The sequence below is a fragment of the Pedobacter sp. T50_32 genome, assembly GCF_057652195.1.
The window spans coordinates 629,569-646,096 of record NZ_JBYFBY010000001.1 but is presented as its reverse complement, the minus strand read 5'-3'; the positions used below and the strand labels follow the sequence as shown (position 1 = coordinate 646,096).

Genomic DNA, 16,528 nt, shown 5'->3' with positions numbered 1-16,528 from the left:
ATTATTTATGGAATTCTTAAGTAGTCCAGAGGCTTGGATATCACTACTCACACTAACAGTTTTAGAAATTGTTTTAGGGATTGACAACATCGTTTTCATCTCTATTTTAGCCGGAAAACTTCCACAACACCAACAAAAAAAAGCACGACAACTAGGTTTGGCATTAGCCATGATTACCCGTGTTTTGCTATTAATGTCTTTAAGTTGGATCATGAGACTCACCGCTCCGTTATTCAATATCGGCGATTGGATTGGCATCACCAACCCAGAATGGTTAGAGAAATTAGCCATATCCGGTAGAGATTTAATCTTGCTCATCGGAGGTCTTTTCCTAATCTATAAAAGCACCCACGAGATACACAATAAGTTAGAAGGAGAGCAAGAAAATGAAGGAAAAGTAAAGGTGCACTCTTTCAGCGGTGTGATCTTACAAATTCTCATTTTAGATATTGTATTCTCACTCGATTCGGTAATTACTGCCGTTGGTATGGCAGATCACATCGAGATCATGATTGCAGCCGTTGTAATTGCCGTAATTGTGATGATGGTTTCCGCAGGTGCCATTAGCAATTTCGTGAACAAACACCCAACGGTTAAAATGTTGGCATTATCGTTCCTATTGCTTATCGGCGTATCGTTATTGGCCGAAGGTTTAGACCAACACATCCCGAAAGGATATATCTATTTTGCAATGGCATTCTCCGTATTGGTAGAAATGCTTAACCTAAGGATGAAGCGAAACGACCGCGACCCGGTTAAACTCCGCAACACCCCAACAGAAGAAGAAACAAAATAGATTTTTTAGAAAAACATTGTCAGAAGGGCTTCGGAAACGATAGCCCTTCTTTTCGTTTCAATCTTTTTGTTTATCTCTTGCCGTCATTTCGAACGCAGTGAGAAATCTCAAAGTTAATTGCTTCTATATAACAGATTTCTCACTGCGTTCGAAATGACGCAACAAAAAGTATTTACACTACAATAAGGTTTAACTAACAAAGTCAACTCGTTCAGCATCCTTCCCTTTGCAAATGCTTCTTAAAACCTCAGTATTTCAACTTGCTAAACTTTGGTCTTTCTGCTTTTAGCTTTAGACTTTATTAATACCTTTGCTGCTCAATTCAATTTTATGGTATCTTTTTTCGAATCGAATTTAGCAGAGCTTTCTGTGCATCATGTTGGCAATAAGACAAACGAAGAGTATTATGCGCTTTCCGACAGCTCTATGCACATAGACGATGAAATGCTTAATCAATTGTTAAAGCAATTCTTTCTTTCTCCTTTTCAAAAAGTGAACGAAGTTTATCGCTTTACGCACTCCAACAACGATTTAAATTCGAACGAAATTTACCGCCTTGCAGCAGAAATTTTTGCACACGGCGAAACATTCCATGAAAACAGCAAAAACATGGCAACCTATCTTTTTGAGGTGGCAGACCATCCAAAAGTTAAAGGCGGCGAATTGTATGTAGGTTATTTCGAAAATGTTCAAATCGAAGGCGATTTGCACGATGTTATCGGTATTTTTCGCTCAGAAAGTAAAGAAAGTTATATCAAGGTTTATCCTGAAGAAAAAGGATTCGGCATTAGTTACGAGCAACAAGGCATCAACATTAATAAATTAGATAAAGGCTGTTTAATTTTTAAAACCGAAGCAGCAGAAGGCTATAAAGTTGTGGTTGTAGATAATACAAGCCGTACCTCAGATGCTGCTTATTGGAAAGATCAGTTTTTGATGCTTAAGATAAGGAACGATAACTTTAACAAAACGCAAAACGTAATGGATGTTTACAAAAACTTCGTTACTGAAAAGTTAGATCAAGAATTTGATGTAGAGAAAACGGATAAGATTGACTTATTGAACCGTTCTATGAAATATTTTAAGGAAAAAGAAACCTTTGATATGGATGAGTTTGCCAATGAGGTAATTGCCAACGAAGAAGGGATTGAACTCTTTAAAAACTACAAGCAATCTTACGAAGAAGAGTTTGATACGCAGATTGCCGACACTTTTGACATTTCTGATGCAGCAGTTAAAAAACAAGCCAAAGATTTCAAGAGTATCCTTAAATTAGATAAGAACTTTCACGTTTACATTCACGGCAATAAAGAGCTCATAGAAAAGGAATACGACGCAGAAAAAGGAATGAACTGTTATAAGCTTTATTTTAAGGAAGAACAATAGCATTTTATGGCAAAGCAACATTCAAAAGAGCAAATAGAAGCAACGGCAAACTCTATTGTTAAGCACTTCATTCCAAAAAATCTGGAAGAAACTACGCTGAGCTTTCATTTTACTATTCCACCATCTTCTAATTACAAAGTAAGTTACGAGAAAGATTCCAAAGGAAATTGGAATTTTGTAGGCTACGAAGCAGATGAAGCTTAAGTTTCTGTTGTTGTCATTGCGAGTTTACGAAGCACCTGTATAGCAGCCTTGAATACCATTGAAAAGCAATAACAAGCTAATGAAAAATCTTAAAGCGTATCAATTACTAGCTGTAATATGTTTCTTCTCTCACTAAAAATGTAAATAAGCAAATGCCAATCCCTAAAAAACTACTTACCCGCAAAGAAGAAATTACCAAGGATTTTTTTGCATTGCTAGAAAAGCATATCGACGATATTTTAAGTGGCAGAACTGAGCAAATGTACCACATCAAAGATTTTGCAGCGCACCTGTTCATCCATCCTACGCACTTTAGCAATACCATCAAATTAACTACAGGTTATTCTCCTTGCCACTTTGCCGAACAACGCGTAATGGAAGAGGCAAAGAAAATGCTGAGTGAAACTGATAAACCTATCAACGAAATTAGCTACAAGCTAACCTTTAACGAGCCAACCAATTTTACCAAGTTTTTCAAGTCTTTCGAAGGTATAACACCCCGCCAATTTAGAAAGCAACTTGATCAAAATACTTAAACTGTCACCATTTTTGAAGCTAGCTTCCTGCTGATATTTGTTTCTAATTAAAAAGACACAAAACGATGGAAACACAACAAATAGCTTTAATAACTGGCGGAAGCCGTGGTTTGGGCAGAAATATGGCACTTGCTTTAGCTAAAAAGGGCAATGACGTAATTATAACCTACAATAGCAATAAAGCAGAAGCCGACGAAGTGGTTAGTGCCATACAAGCCGCAGGACAAAGAGCTGTAGCACTTCAGTTAAATGTTGGCGAAGTAAAAGGATTTGATGCTTTTGCTACAACATTGGCATCTACCTTAAACGAAAAGTGGAACAGGTCAAACTTCGATTTCCTAATCAATAACGCTGGTATCGGAATCCATGCGCCATTTACTAGCACTACAGAAGAACAATTCGATTTGCTTACAAACATTCACTTTAAAGGTGTTTACTTTTTAACCCAGAAATTATTAGGCACTATTGCTGATGGTGGTAGGATAATCAATATATCTACTGGTTTAAGTAGGTTCTCTTTGCCTGGTTATAGTGCGTATGCAGCTATGAAAGGCGCCATTGAAGTACTCACCAAATACTTGGCAAAAGAGTTAGGCTCACGAGGAATTGCCGTAAATGCAGTAGCTCCAGGAGCAATTGAAACAGATTTTGCAGGCGGCGTTGTTAGGGATAATGAACAAATGAACCAAGGTATTGCAGCCAACACAGCATTAGGAAGAGTTGGCCTGCCAGATGATATTGGCGGTGTAGTAGCGTTCCTTTGCTCGGAAGAAGGACGTTGGGTGAACGCACAAAGATTAGAGGTTTCTGGCGGAATGTTTATTTAAATTCATAAAATGTTGCTTTTTAGCCCTTAATGGACTAGCTTTAAGTATTGATAAAGTTTTACACTTTAGAAGAGCTTTTGAAATCAAGCAACACTATTAAAGCCCAGCGAATTGATTTCGTTGGGCTTTTTGGCTTTTCTTGGCTACTTCTTACAGCACATATTCATCATTAATAGGGGTAATTGGTGGCGGTGTATCTTTCTCACCCATCATCTGTAAAAGGTTAATTTCAATAGTTCTGGTAATTTGGTTTAGTGGAATACCTGCAACATTGTTCTCGAAAGGGTCAACTAAGTTCATCCCGTTAATTTGTGTAGACACGAAAACAAAACCGATCATCCAGCCCATAAAAATAGACCAAACACCCATTTCCTGACTAATTACTAAGGTAAAAGTAACCACAAACAACCAAATAAATACTTTGGTTAAATAGCTATAGGTAGTTGGGAAAACAGTATTTTTAATACGTTCGCTCATCCCCATTTCGTCGCTAAACCTAACTAACATCTCATTAATTTGAATAAACTTGAAACCGTCAATGGCTTCACTTCTAGATAGCTTTTCCAAATCTTCCGACTGTTTTAATAGGATCGCATTATGCAAATTGTTGTGCTTTTCTATTTCAGCACGTTCCGCATCATCCAAATATTTCACATAAATTAAATCTACAGTACCACGTAAATTTGCTTTTAGTGCATATAAAAAGGCAATGTGTCTTCGTATCATTCGTTGCGTAATCTCTTTATTTTCATCACTTTGTGGCACATAGCTTAATAAGCTCCGGGCAAACGAACGCGAATCGTTTACCAAACCACCCCAAACTTTTCTAGCTTCCCACCATCTATCGTAAGCTTGATTATTGTTAAAACCAATGAAGAACGCAATAGCAGTACCTAAAACGGTAGGAATAATAGTTGGAATAGAAAAGTGATACGCGATGAGATATTCGCGAATAAAATAAGCGCCCATACAAGACGCAATCATAATTAAATCTACGTGCCAAGTATTTCTGACAATTCTACTTAGGCGAATGTTGTTAACAAGAAGCATGGGTTTTTCTATTTGTTGGTTTGTAAACAACAAATTAGAAAAATAGTTAGCATTATTTGAAAATATTAAACTACCCTTACCAGTAGCCCTTTCAAATATTCTCCTTCTGGAAAAGATAACCTTACGGGATGGTCTTCTGGTTGGCAAAACTGCTTGATGATTTGGACTTCCTTACCTGCATCTAAAGCTGCCCAAGCAATGATATTTTTAAAGGTGTCGATATCTACTGCTCCAGAACAAGAAAAAGTAGCCAACAAACCTCCGCTTTCTAACAACAACAGACCGCGACGGTTTAAATCTTTGTAAGCTCTTGCAGCTCTATCTAAAGCAGAACGAGAAGGCGCATATTTCGGTGGGTCTAACACCACCACATCAAACTTTTTGCCTTCATCATTAAACTGACGGAGCTGTTTGTTTACATCGCTTTGGATGGCTATGTGTTTACTTGCATCAAATTTATTAAGGTCGATGTTTTGCTTTAAAGTTTCTATGGCCAATGCCGAGCTATCAACAGAAGTCACTTCTGCTGCTCCTTGCGCAAAAGCGTTCAAACTGAAACCACCACTGTAGCTAAAGCAATCCAGTACAGATTTACCTTTGGTATAACTTGCTAAAATGCTTCTATTATCACGTTGGTCACAGTAAAAGCCAGACTTTTGCCCTTCAGCAATATTAATATGGTATTTGATACCGTTCTCTTTTACTTCGATGAACTCTTCTGGAGTTTCGCCCCAAAGCAAGCCATTTTCTGCCGTAATACCTTCGTGGGTACGAGCAGTGGCATCACTTCTATCGAAAATCCCTTTGGGTTGTAAAATCTTAACTAAAGCAGCAATGATAACGTCTTTCGCTTTTTCAATTCCAGAACTTAAAATCTGTACAGAAAGGAAATCAGCATAGTGGTCTACAATTAAACCAGGTAAAAAATCAGCTTCGCTAAAAATTAAGCGAGTGGCAGTAGTTTCCTTATCGGCTAACAAATGCGCTCTTCCGGCAATGGCAGTTTTAATTTTTTGCTCGTACCAACCGGCATTAATCTCCACTTCTTCATTCCATTCAATGAGCCTCACAGCTACACGAGATTGGTCGTTGTAATATCCATAGGCTAAAAAATCTCCACTTGCATCTACCAAACGTACTACATCTCCATTTTCGGGCTTCCCTTTCACTTTATCTAATGCACCAGAAAACACCCAAGGATGACGTTGATAAACTGCTTTTTCTTTTCCTTTTTTTAGCTTGATTTCTACCATTTTGCAAATGTACTAAAAACTAGTCCTATAACCACTAAGACACCAAGAGCACTAAGAAATAAGTAATTTAGAAGCTGTACTCTTAAAATAAACCCTTGTGTACTTCGTGTCTTAGTGGTTTAATATTATTTTTACAAAATGGAAGAAATCACATGGAACGATTTTGAAAAAGTAGAACTAAGAGTAGGCACCATTATAGAAGCTTTCGAATATCCCGAAGCCAGAAAACCAGCCTATAAAGTAAAAGTAGATTTTGGAGAACTGGGCATTAAAATGAGCAGTGCACAAATCACCAAACATTACACTTTAGAAGAATTAATTGGCAGACAAATCATCGGCGTAGTTAACTTTCCTAAAAAGCAAATTGGTAAGTTTATGAGCGAGTTTTTAGTTACAGGCTTCGCCGATGAAAACGGAGATATTGTACTAAGCACCGTAGAAAGAAAAGTACCGAACGGAAGTAAGTTGATTTAGTCAGGAAGTTTTTAGTCCGTAAGTCCGATGATATATGCTCACAATTAACCAATTTAAACAGTTAAACGATTAACCCGAATGTCCTTCTATAATTTCGAAGAAAACGCCAACCCGCAGCAAGAAGACGAACACTACATGCGTTTGGCTTTAAACGAAGCAAAAAAAGCCTACGATGCACAAGAAATTCCCATCGGCGCCATTGTGGTCTGCAAAGGTAAAGTAATTGGTCGCGGACACAACCTCACCGAGCAATTAAACGACGTAACTGCACACGCCGAAATGCAGGCTTTTACGGCAGCAGCACAAACTTTAGGCGGCAAATATTTAAAAGATTGCACCTTGTACGTCACCATAGAACCTTGCGTAATGTGTGCAGGAGCAAGCTATTGGACACAAATTAGTAGAATAGTTTATGGTGCAAAGGAAGAAAAACGAGGCTTCACCAAAGTAGGGCAAAACCTTTTACATCCCAAAACGTTGTTAATTGGAGGTGTTTTGTCAGATGAGTGCGGCAGCCTCATGTCAGCGTTTTTTATCAATAAACGCAAACAAAGTTGACAAACAATTGAATAAAACTTAACCTATCTCTGTTATATTTGTAGAGATAACATTTTAAATAACCCTTAAATCATATACATTATGGCTTTTGAATTACCAGCGTTAGCATACGCAACAGACGCATTAGAACCACATATCGACAAAGCAACCATGGAAATTCACCATGGAAAACACCACCAAGCTTATGTTACCAATTTAAACAAAGCTTTAGAAGGTAAACCAGAGGCTAACAATAGCATCGAAGATATCGTTAAAAACATCTCTAAATACCCTGCTGCAGTACGCAACAACGGCGGTGGTCACTATAACCACTCATTGTTCTGGACAGTTTTAGGCCCAAATAAAGGCGGCGAGCCAACTGGCGATTTAGCTAAAGCAATCGACGAAGCTTTCGGTTCTTTCGCAGAGTTCAAAACTAAAATCCAAGATGCGGGTGCAACTCGTTTTGGTTCTGGTTGGGCTTGGCTTTCTGTAGGTGCAGACAAGAAATTGGTAGTTTCTTCTACGCCAAACCAAGATAACCCATTAATGGATGTTGCTGAAGTAAAAGGTACGCCTATTTTCGGTATCGACGTTTGGGAGCACGCTTACTACTTAAAATACCAAAACAAACGCCCTGATTATTTAGCGGCAATTTGGAACGTAGTAAACTGGGATGCAGTAGCTGAACGTTACAAGAAAGCGTTATAGTAGCTGTTAAGCACTAGGTAAATAATTCAATTTTCTTTTTAGAAAATCAATAGAAGCGGGGCGTCGGAAACGATAGTCCCGCTTTTCGTTTTTATCTTTTTGTGTTCCGTTCTACGTCATTTCGAACGCAGAGAGAAATCTGTTTCATTGATGCACCTAACTTATAGATTTCTCTCTGCGTTCGAAATGACGCATCAAAAAGTATAACCACTTCAATCGGGTTTATTTTACAAAAATCCTCCCTTAGAAATGTACATTTTTGCTTAATTTGGTCCATCGCTAAATTAACCTCCACATGAGAGTAAACAAAAACCTGCTGCTTCAAAAAACCGACAAAGAACTCGAAGACTACCTTAAACCTAACAAAGGTTACGTCACCGACGCCATTGAATATGCAGTGGAAATCCTTACAAAAAGAGGCTACGAATTTTCAGAAGAACAAAAAGCGTATATAGAAACTGCGCTTACGCCGGAAGTGAAACTAGACGGGCAAAAATACTACACTCTCGCTTCCAATATAATTTTTTCTTCTGGCGTACTAGGCTTACTTAACTTTTACATCGGCACCTCCATAGATAATGAAATTTCTACTTTTGGCGCCGTTGTATCAACAGCGGTTACCATCATTTTTGGGATAATGGCAAAAACAGAAACTACTTGGTTAAAATATGTTCTTCTAGTTTTTTCAGTATTTGGCCTTTTTTCAATTCCTTTTGCAGCTATGATGTATCCAACAATTGCGTTAGTAAATTTCGGGCAACTTATATTAAACGTAATTGCCATTGTATACTTATTTAAAGCTCCCGAACCAAAGCCAAAATGGAAAGCCGTTTTTGATGCTAACTAATTCAAATTATCCATTTTATAAATTTTTCTTAAATTGCAGGTTCAAAAATTATTCGACAATGAGAAAGTTTTTATCTGCTCTTTTCCTTTTTACGACAATTGCAATTGCTGCATTGGCACAACCTAAAATGCCAACACCAGAAGAATTAGCAAAGAAAAATGTAGATGAGTTAGAAACTCGCTTAAAGCTTACCGCTACACAAAAAGGTGTAATCTACAATTATGCCTACAACATGGCTAAAGAGCAGGTAGCTTTGATGAAAAAACAGCAAGCTACTGGTTATAACGACGAGGAAGTAACTAAGCTTTATCGTTTAAACAATGAAACCAATAAAAACATTAAAGCAGTTTTAAAACCTGAACAAGCTTTAGAGTATGATAAAGTGGTAGAAGAGCGTTTGGCAGGTATCGACCCTAAAAAGAAAAAGAAGAAGAAAAAAGGGGAAGAGGAAGAAAAAATTGTTGGCATTGAAGGTTTAAAATCGGTAAAAGCGGGACAACCGTGAGTTTACAGCTCTTAGATTATTTCTATACCATTATACACCTGCTCATTATTGGAGCAAACCTTTTCGCTTGGATTTGGCCAAAAACTAGAAAAATCCACCTCTATATTGCAGGCATCACTTTATTTTGCTGGCTAGTTTTAGGTATTTGGTATGGCATCGGCTATTGCCCTATTACCGACTGGCAATGGCAGGTTAAAGAAAAATTGGGCGAGACTAATCTGCCCAATTCTTTTGTAAAATATTATCTCGATAAGCTTACAGGAAAAGACATTCCCGATACTACGATAGATATCATCACCTTGGGTTCTTTTCTTATTGCAATTGCTTGTTCGATTAAAGTTAACTTCTTCAGTAAAAGAAAGTAATTTGCTGAACTATCCTAAACGGCGATATTTTTCTTTTCTTTAATATCGTCCTTACCACTCATATAGAATTTATACACGTTTGTGATTTTCCATTCGCCATCCTTACTTCTTTCTAGCACAATATAATTTTTCTGCTTGTTGTCTACTGCCTCAAAGCTAATATCTACCTCAGCCATTACCAAAGCATCTGTAGCTGTTATAATTTGCGATTTCACATCGCAATTTTGCATTGTAATATTACCACTCTTTCTCATCTCGTTAACAACTGCGGTAGCTCCGTGTTTCACTACCCGCACATCCCTGTTAAAAGAATACATTGCATCATCACTTAATAAACCCTTCAATAATTTATGGTCGTTATTTAAAAAGCTCGACACAAATCCATCGATTACTTTTTGATAACTCTTTACAGGTTTTTCGGTTGCGAAGATGTTGTTTGCGATACTGATACCTAGTATTAAAATCGCCAAGAATTTACGTTTCATAATTTTTGTATGTTTTATGATTAAATCTCGGCCTAATTACTGTGAAATTATATGCAAAAAACACCTATAGCACTGAGTAACAGAATTGTGAGAATACATCGTAAAGAAAAACCCCGCAGTAAAAACTACGGGGTTTCGTTATTACTTTACAACCTGAAATTAAAAAGCAAGCTTGTTGAAATCGGTTTCTCTTAATGGAAGTTTCCAAGTCCATTTGTTGTTTTCTGCTGGCGTAAAAGTTTTGGCTAATGCCGTTATGAAATTACCACCGTTAGCATAGGTTTTCCTAGAGATGTTGTCGCCCCAGCGTTTCGCATCAAACCAATCAAAACCTTCGCCCCAAAGCTCAATAGCACGATATTTTTTAATCTCAGCCAGTAAAGCCGTACCTGTTTGAGTACTTGTATACGCAGCATCTCTTCCGCTAGTTCTTGTTAGTGCAGTTAACAAAGCCTGTACTTCTGTAGCTGGTTTGTTTTGGAAATATTTAGCTTCAGCTTCTATCAACAACATTTCCGAAGATCTAAAATTGTTCATATGACCTACACCCGGTAAGTCGTTTGCTGCAATTTTAAACTGCATGTAAGCATAAGGAGTAGCATCTGCTCTAATCAATGGACGCACTGCAAAAGCTCTATTACGCAAAGTACCGTCGGTTGCTGCTGCCCTACCTGTAGAAGTGTTATAAGTATATCCTGTTGGATCTAAAAATAAATTCCTTCTAATATCTGTGGTAGGTATAGCATTATAAAGCTCTCTGCTGATTAACTTAGGCGTAGATCTTACAGCACCAGCACTTGAATTATAAGCGATATAAGCAAAATAAGAATAGAACTGAATGTTCTCGTCAGAAGCACCATAAGTACTCCAAATCCACTCTTGGTTAGGATTACAGAACCCAGCGTTGTATTCCGCTACCGTCATTAATGGGAAACCAGCTCTTGCTTTCACTGCATTAGCTTCTGCTGTTGGATAATCTTGTCTATTTAAGGCTGCCCTAGCGTAAACGGCATAAGCAACGTTGCTATTCATTTGGTAAGCGGCAGTTCGCGATTTACCAGATGCAGTGTATAAAGCAAGTGCTTGGTTTAAATCGTCGTAAATTGAATTATACGTTTCTAACATGGTTGATCTTGCCAAATCACCAGTTGAAAGATCTTTACGTAACACCAAACCATCGGCTGCGCCATTGTTAGAATCAGACCAACGGTTACAGTAAAGCTGCGCCAACATCATATAAGAGTAAGCTCTGTAAGTTAAAGCCTGCGCCTTAATCCATTGTTTGTCAGTTTCTGGACCGCTTGCGCCATCAACATTCAAAATAATAGCGTTTGCATTACCAATTAACATGTAGTAATAGTACCAAGGGTAGTACAAATAAGCACTATTTACACTTTCGTTAAATTCACTATTGATGATTGGCGCCCATCCAGAAAGATCTACCACAAAATGGTTACCCGGATAGTTACCATACCACATTTTAATAGTGCCCTCGCCATTAAACCCTTGACTTTGCAAGTATTGGCTAGACATCAGCTTTGCTATACCATTAACCGCATAAGCTGCATTTTGAGTAGTTTCGAAAACAGTTTTTGAGCCTGTTGCATTGGTTGGCGCAGTATCTAGGTATTCTTTTTCACAAGACGCCATTAGCAACACCATGCCAAGTGCTAGTAATTTATATTTTAAATTTTTCATCTTTTTCCTTTTTTATAAGCCAATGTTAATTCCAAAAGATACCGTACGTGGTGTTACGTAGGCATTATCGTGTACGCCATTAAAGGCTTGTTGCGGGTTCATGCCTTGTAGCTTGGTGAAAGTAGCCAAGTTCTCTACCGCTACATTTACACTTACCGAACTTAGGTCTAATCTGCTCAATAAAGACTTAGGTAATTTGTAGCCCAAAGCGATGTTTTTAACTACAAGGTAAGAACCGTCTTGTAAAAATCTGGTTGATGTACCATTAGTTCTATCGTTTCTAGAGAAATCAAGAATTGGTGTTCCATTAAGGTCGATACGATTTGACGATGTTGCTGTCATGCCAGCCGGTACGCCATTCCAAGATTTCATCACATCACTATGTAAAGTACTTACTGCACCAGACATCGACATTAAAGCTTGATAAGAATAATCGTAGGTTTTACCACCTATAGCGTAAGTAAACAAACCTGATAATGAGAAATCCTTGTAGTTTAATAAAGTATTGAAACTTCCGAATACTTTTGGAATAGCGCTGCCGCTGAAATCTCTCTTCGCATAAGTGTTGTAGTTGGTATAATATTGACCATTTATTTCAATCAAGTTTGCCGCTGGAATAGCACCTTTACCTGGCGCCGAACCGTTAACATTATAGTTTTCTGTATCTGGCAAATAAAGTGAATTACCCGTCATTTGGTCTACACCTACGTATTGATAAGTCCAGAAATCGTAAATACTTCTTCCTTCCATTCTTTTAAACAAGCCCGAAACAATACCATTTTGTCTGTTCTCTGCTGGCAGTTCCAATATTTTGTTGGTCATCCAAGTTGCATTGGCGCCAACATTCCAATTGAAAGCACTGCTTTTAACCACATCCACATCAAAACTTACCTCTAAACCTCTGTTAGAAATAGAACCGATGTTTTTGGTAATTACAGCCTGTGCAGATGTAGTAGCTGTACCACCTGCCGAGAATGGCAAGCTTACATCAAACAATAAATTCTTAGAACGTTTATCGAAATATTCTACCACGAAGTTTGCTCTTTTGAACAAACGACCTTCTAAAGCAACGTTTGAAGATGAAGAAGTTTCCCAAATCAGATCTTCGTTAGGATTTTGCCCAATGGTAAGTGCCGATTGATTTGCATTTTGTCTCAATGTGTACAATGCCATGTAAGCATAGTAGCCTGCAGCCGCATCATTACCAACTTCACCATAAGATGCTCTTAATTTTAAGTTAGCGATACTGTTAGCATACGGACTTAGGAAATCTTCTTTAGAGATGATCCACGAACCACCAACAGACCAGAAGTTACCCCAACGAGAAGCACGAGAAAATCTAGAAGTTCCGTCTCTTCTAAATGAAGCATCAGCGTAGTACTTATTGTTGTAGTTGTAACGTGCTCTGGTGAAAAAACCTTCCGTACGGTAATCTACTTGATAATCGGTAAGGGTAGCAATATTGGTAAAGTTGATCCACTCAGTTTTACCCGCAAAGGTTTCTGTATTTTTAGAACCGTTGATGTAATTATAGTTGTAATAGAAGTTCTCGTGTCCGGCCAATAAATCTAGGTTATGTTTGCCAAACGACTTGTTCCAATCTAACAATTGCTGTAAGGTGTAGTTTTTGTAACGATAAAGCGTTCTGTATGCTCGGCCTTTAACACCTGCGCCATCGCCAATAATTGCATTGTCATACACATGCTCTTCGTTGTTTCTTACATTCAAATCTCCTTTTACGGTGAAGGTAAAATCTCTCAAAAATTTCACATCGAAATATCCCTGTCCATTTAGGGTATTTCTAAAATCGAAATTTCTGTCAAGTTCATTTTCCCAAATGGTATGACGACCAGCATACTGGTTGCGTGATAAGATACCATCGTCATACAGTCTCTGGCCGTCAGCACCTAAAATATACTCACCAGTGGCTAGGTCATGCAAATGCACTGGATATATTGGCGCTATGTTTCTAGCGAAGTTATATGGATTAATGAATGAGCCTGCGCTTCCTGAAGTTGCCGACAAGAAGTTTGACTTTTGGTGCGATCCTGATAAATTAAAACCTGCCTTAAGCCAAGTTTTTGGAGTAAAATCTCCATTAACACGACCGGTAAGCCTTTTATAATCAGACATCTTCATATAACCTTTTTCGTCCAAGTAGCCAGATGAGAAGAACAAACTACTTTTGTCTGTTGCGGTACGGGCGTTAAAGTTATAATCTTGACGATGTCCAGTTCTCTCGAAAGTAAACCAATCCAAATCATCTACATAACCAGGCAAAATTGAAGCATCCGCAACCATTTTACCGTTGGCATCAAATAACTGAGTGCTTGGTTTATTAAAGATATTCAGCTTTAGGTAATCTGCAATTAAATTGTTGCTTGCCCTAGCTCCCGCAGCAGCTTCTGTTGGGTAAGTAGTTGGGTTTGTAGACATCAAGTTGTTCTTGAAGCCCATCCACATCGCTTCCATGTATTGTTTAGGATCTAACTTTTGGTATTCTGCAATACCTCTGCTGTAAAAACCTTGATTAGATGTTACATTAAGACTTCCTGCGCCTTTTGTCCCCTTTTTTGTAGTGATAATGATTACACCGTTCGATGCTCTATTTCCGTATAGTGATGAAGCAGAAGCATCCTTAAGTACCGAAATACTCTCAATATCATTAGGGTTAATATCTGATACATTACCACCGAAAGGCACGCCATCTATTACATATAGTGGGCTATTAGAACCGGCGTTGGTAGAAACAGATGAAAATCCACGGATACGAACAGCAGGCTCAGAACCTGGTTGCCCTTCTGTATTGTTTACTTGGATACCCGGAGCAAGACCTTCTAATGCCGCAAAAGCGTTAGTGATAGGTCTTTTCTCTAAATCTTTTGCACCCAAAGTAGTTACGGCGCCTGTAATTGCTTCCCTAGTCGATTGACCGTAGGCAACAACCACAACCTCGCTTAAACTTTTAGCTTCCGATGCCAAGTCTACATTTACGGTATTTCCAGTAATTTTAACTTCTTGCTCTTTATAGCCAATAAAGCTAAACACGAGGCTTTGTACATTTGCAGGTACCGAAATAGAAAAAGTACCTTGATTTGTTGTTTGTGCAAATTGGGAAGTCCCCTTTGCTCTGATAGAAACTCCCGGTAGCGGTAAGCCGTCGGCAGCATCTAAAACTTTGCCCGTTATTGTTCTATTTTGTGCATTTGCAGCAAAAAAAGACAAAACGGTAATCACTAATAATAGTAATTTTTGTTTCATAATTTAATGGTTAGTTAATGAATAAGATTTCTAAGACTAACCCAGATTTCAAAATCGGGAAGTCTTCAAACACAAAGAAAGAGCAAGGCAATTCCACAAAATGTGCGAAAAGCACCTTTTTGCCAATGCGCACAAACAAAAAAAGCAAACTGCCAATCCTGGTGTTTGCTTTTAATTAATTATTAACTAACGGCTAAAATCCCTTCTACAAAATTTGTCCGTTTTACCTATGTCAAAGGTAGCATGCCATTATTTATAAAAATATGCGCAAAACACCTTTTATTATTGATTTTAAGCATAAGCTTCTTTTCTAAATTTCGATGGCGTCATACACACCGAATTTTTGAATAACCTGATAAAAGAGCTGGTGTTCTCGAAACCAATTAGGCCTACAATTTCTCCTAAAGGATAATCGGTAGTTTTTAAAAGATGCTTAGCTCTATTAATTCTCAACTGCATTAAATACTGATATGGACTAATTCCATAAGCTTCCTTAAAAGTGCGTAATAAATGATTTACTGAAAGGCAGCAATACGCAGAAATATCGTCTAAAGAAACATCTGTATTGTAATTGCTATTGATGTATTCTTTGGCCAGCACCAACCTTTTTATAATTTCTTCTTTAGTTTTTGTCTTGATGAAACTCAGTTTATTTACCTTCTGGGTTATTTCTTTGTGATAAATCCCATAGTAGTTCAGTAAACAATGATGTAGATATTCGTTGATAAGCATTTCGTTATCCAAACCTTTATCTATTTGGCTTTTTAAATGCAGAACATTGTATCTCATATCCCCAACAAACGGATACAAAGTTTCTAAAAATAATGGTGCGCTCTGTGATTTTCCATCCAAAAGATTTTCATCACTTAGCTGGTAAGTGTTGCTAAAGTCCTTTACAAAACCGGCATCAAAAGCTAAGGCTAAGGTGTTAACAGGAGTTATCGAATCGATGGTAGTGTTATAGTCTGTTCCGTGATTGAACACAATAAAACTATCGGGAAATATGCTGATATTTCTTTTGTTAACCGTACATTTTTCCTCGCCTGCAAACACAAATTTTAAGGTGTAAGCTTCTCGATCTGAAGGCTTGTAGAACGACTTGCAAGTATGTTCGCTTACAATCTTGTTCCTATTACTCAATTCCTTTACGTATCTCATCTGTGTTAATGCTAATCGTTGTATTTACGAGGTTCAACCAAATAGTAATGATTTTCATATTCATCAGTAAATGCTGCCATTAAACCTTGTGGCTGATAAGAAGGAGACTGCTCAAAAACCAAACCTTTAGCTTTTAAAAGACAGTATTGCTCAATGCAATCTGCGGTAGTCAAGTAAATCTGTTTGGTTTGTTTGTCATCCTGTTTTTCCGACAGAAAGACAGATACCTCATCTTTTGAAGTAGCGACATATGTTTGGGCATCGAATGGCTCGATGTGCATTTCCAGTACATCGCTAAAAAATGTTAGTGCTTTGCTTAAATTGCCTACCTTAACATAAAAACTCTCGGCTATAACCTCTTTCATTCCTGTTTCTAATTGTGTGATATAAAATTAGTTGCAGAAAGAACTCGGCATATCACCCTTTTTGGGTGAT

The 16,528-nt window shown here is 37.8% G+C and carries 18 protein-coding genes; 11 read left to right on the top strand and 7 right to left on the bottom strand.

The features are described from left to right. The first annotated feature begins 7 nt into the window (after nucleotides 1-7). From AC23ME_RS02800 to AC23ME_RS02780, 5 genes are all read left to right on the top strand, one after another. Nucleotides 8-796 (top strand): TerC family protein, encoded by a 789-nt coding sequence (locus AC23ME_RS02800; protein WP_487726225.1) that lies wholly within the window; start codon nucleotides 8-10, stop codon nucleotides 794-796. 330 nt (nucleotides 797-1,126) lie between these two features. Continuing rightward, the gene (locus AC23ME_RS02795) at nucleotides 1,127-2,182 is read left to right on the top strand and encodes a nucleoid-associated protein (protein ID WP_487726224.1); all 1,056 of its coding nucleotides are present in this window, start codon (nucleotides 1,127-1,129) and stop codon (nucleotides 2,180-2,182) included. A gap of 6 nt (nucleotides 2,183-2,188) precedes the next feature. Continuing rightward, nucleotides 2,189-2,386 (top strand): hypothetical protein, encoded by a 198-nt coding sequence (locus AC23ME_RS02790; RefSeq protein ID WP_487726223.1) that lies wholly within the window; start codon nucleotides 2,189-2,191, stop codon nucleotides 2,384-2,386. 152 nt (nucleotides 2,387-2,538) lie between these two features. After that, the gene (locus AC23ME_RS02785) at nucleotides 2,539-2,922 is read left to right on the top strand and encodes a helix-turn-helix domain-containing protein (RefSeq protein ID WP_487726222.1); all 384 of its coding nucleotides are present in this window, start codon (nucleotides 2,539-2,541) and stop codon (nucleotides 2,920-2,922) included. Between the two features lie 65 nt (nucleotides 2,923-2,987). Beyond that, nucleotides 2,988-3,749, top strand: coding sequence for an SDR family oxidoreductase (locus tag AC23ME_RS02780; protein WP_487726221.1), 762 nt, complete (start codon nucleotides 2,988-2,990; stop codon nucleotides 3,747-3,749). Nucleotides 3,750-3,899: 150 nt separating this feature from the next. Here the strand turns inward: AC23ME_RS02780 and AC23ME_RS02775 are convergent, their stop codons facing one another. After that, nucleotides 3,900-4,799, bottom strand: a complete 900-nt coding sequence (locus AC23ME_RS02775; RefSeq protein WP_487726220.1) for a bestrophin family protein — start codon at nucleotides 4,797-4,799, stop codon at nucleotides 3,900-3,902. Nucleotides 4,800-4,864: 65 nt separating this feature from the next. Next, nucleotides 4,865-6,052: a class I SAM-dependent rRNA methyltransferase gene (locus AC23ME_RS02770; protein ID WP_487726219.1), complete on the bottom strand. Its 1,188-nt coding sequence runs from the start codon at nucleotides 6,050-6,052 to the stop codon at nucleotides 4,865-4,867. A gap of 138 nt (nucleotides 6,053-6,190) precedes the next feature. Here AC23ME_RS02770 and AC23ME_RS02765 point away from each other — a divergent pair, with 138 nt between their 5' ends. From AC23ME_RS02765 to AC23ME_RS02740, 6 genes are all read left to right on the top strand, one after another. Further along, nucleotides 6,191-6,526, top strand: coding sequence for a tRNA-binding protein (locus AC23ME_RS02765; RefSeq protein ID WP_097133316.1), 336 nt, complete (start codon nucleotides 6,191-6,193; stop codon nucleotides 6,524-6,526). A 78-nt stretch (nucleotides 6,527-6,604) separates the two neighbouring features. Further along, entirely contained in the window at nucleotides 6,605-7,084 is a 480-nt protein-coding gene (locus AC23ME_RS02760) for a nucleoside deaminase (RefSeq protein ID WP_487726218.1), read from the top strand. Nucleotides 7,085-7,165: 81 nt separating this feature from the next. Next, on the top strand, nucleotides 7,166-7,774 hold the full coding sequence (locus AC23ME_RS02755) for a superoxide dismutase (protein ID WP_487726217.1): 609 nt from the start codon (nucleotides 7,166-7,168) through the stop codon (nucleotides 7,772-7,774). Nucleotides 7,775-8,069: 295 nt separating this feature from the next. Then, the gene (locus AC23ME_RS02750) at nucleotides 8,070-8,621 is read left to right on the top strand and encodes a hypothetical protein (RefSeq protein WP_487726216.1); all 552 of its coding nucleotides are present in this window, start codon (nucleotides 8,070-8,072) and stop codon (nucleotides 8,619-8,621) included. A 58-nt stretch (nucleotides 8,622-8,679) separates the two neighbouring features. Further along, on the top strand, nucleotides 8,680-9,126 hold the full coding sequence (locus tag AC23ME_RS02745) for a hypothetical protein (protein ID WP_487726215.1): 447 nt from the start codon (nucleotides 8,680-8,682) through the stop codon (nucleotides 9,124-9,126). Next, on the top strand, nucleotides 9,123-9,491 hold the full coding sequence (locus AC23ME_RS02740; protein WP_487726214.1) for a DUF2784 domain-containing protein: 369 nt from the start codon (nucleotides 9,123-9,125) through the stop codon (nucleotides 9,489-9,491). Before AC23ME_RS02745 ends, AC23ME_RS02740 begins: the two co-directional genes overlap by 4 nt. Before the next feature lie 14 nt (nucleotides 9,492-9,505). On the opposite strand, the gene AC23ME_RS02735 is transcribed toward AC23ME_RS02740, so the two are convergent. From AC23ME_RS02735 to AC23ME_RS02715, 5 genes are all read right to left on the bottom strand, one after another. After that, entirely contained in the window at nucleotides 9,506-9,976 is a 471-nt protein-coding gene (locus AC23ME_RS02735) for a hypothetical protein (RefSeq protein ID WP_487726213.1), read from the bottom strand. Between the two features lie 159 nt (nucleotides 9,977-10,135). Continuing rightward, complete coding sequence (locus AC23ME_RS02730; RefSeq protein WP_487726212.1) at nucleotides 10,136-11,674, bottom strand: RagB/SusD family nutrient uptake outer membrane protein; 1,539 nt, start codon at nucleotides 11,672-11,674, stop codon at nucleotides 10,136-10,138. Between the two features lie 12 nt (nucleotides 11,675-11,686). After that, a complete protein-coding gene (locus AC23ME_RS02725) occupies nucleotides 11,687-14,935 on the bottom strand; it encodes a SusC/RagA family TonB-linked outer membrane protein (RefSeq protein WP_487726211.1) in 3,249 nt (1,082 codons plus the stop codon). 291 nt (nucleotides 14,936-15,226) lie between these two features. After that, nucleotides 15,227-16,093, bottom strand: coding sequence for a helix-turn-helix domain-containing protein (locus tag AC23ME_RS02720; RefSeq protein WP_487726210.1), 867 nt, complete (start codon nucleotides 16,091-16,093; stop codon nucleotides 15,227-15,229). A gap of 11 nt (nucleotides 16,094-16,104) precedes the next feature. Continuing rightward, nucleotides 16,105-16,458 carry a VOC family protein gene (locus AC23ME_RS02715; protein WP_487726209.1) on the bottom strand — a complete coding sequence of 118 codons (354 nt, stop codon included), beginning with the start codon at nucleotides 16,456-16,458 and terminating at the stop codon, nucleotides 16,105-16,107. Nucleotides 16,459-16,528: the final 70 nt, after the last annotated feature.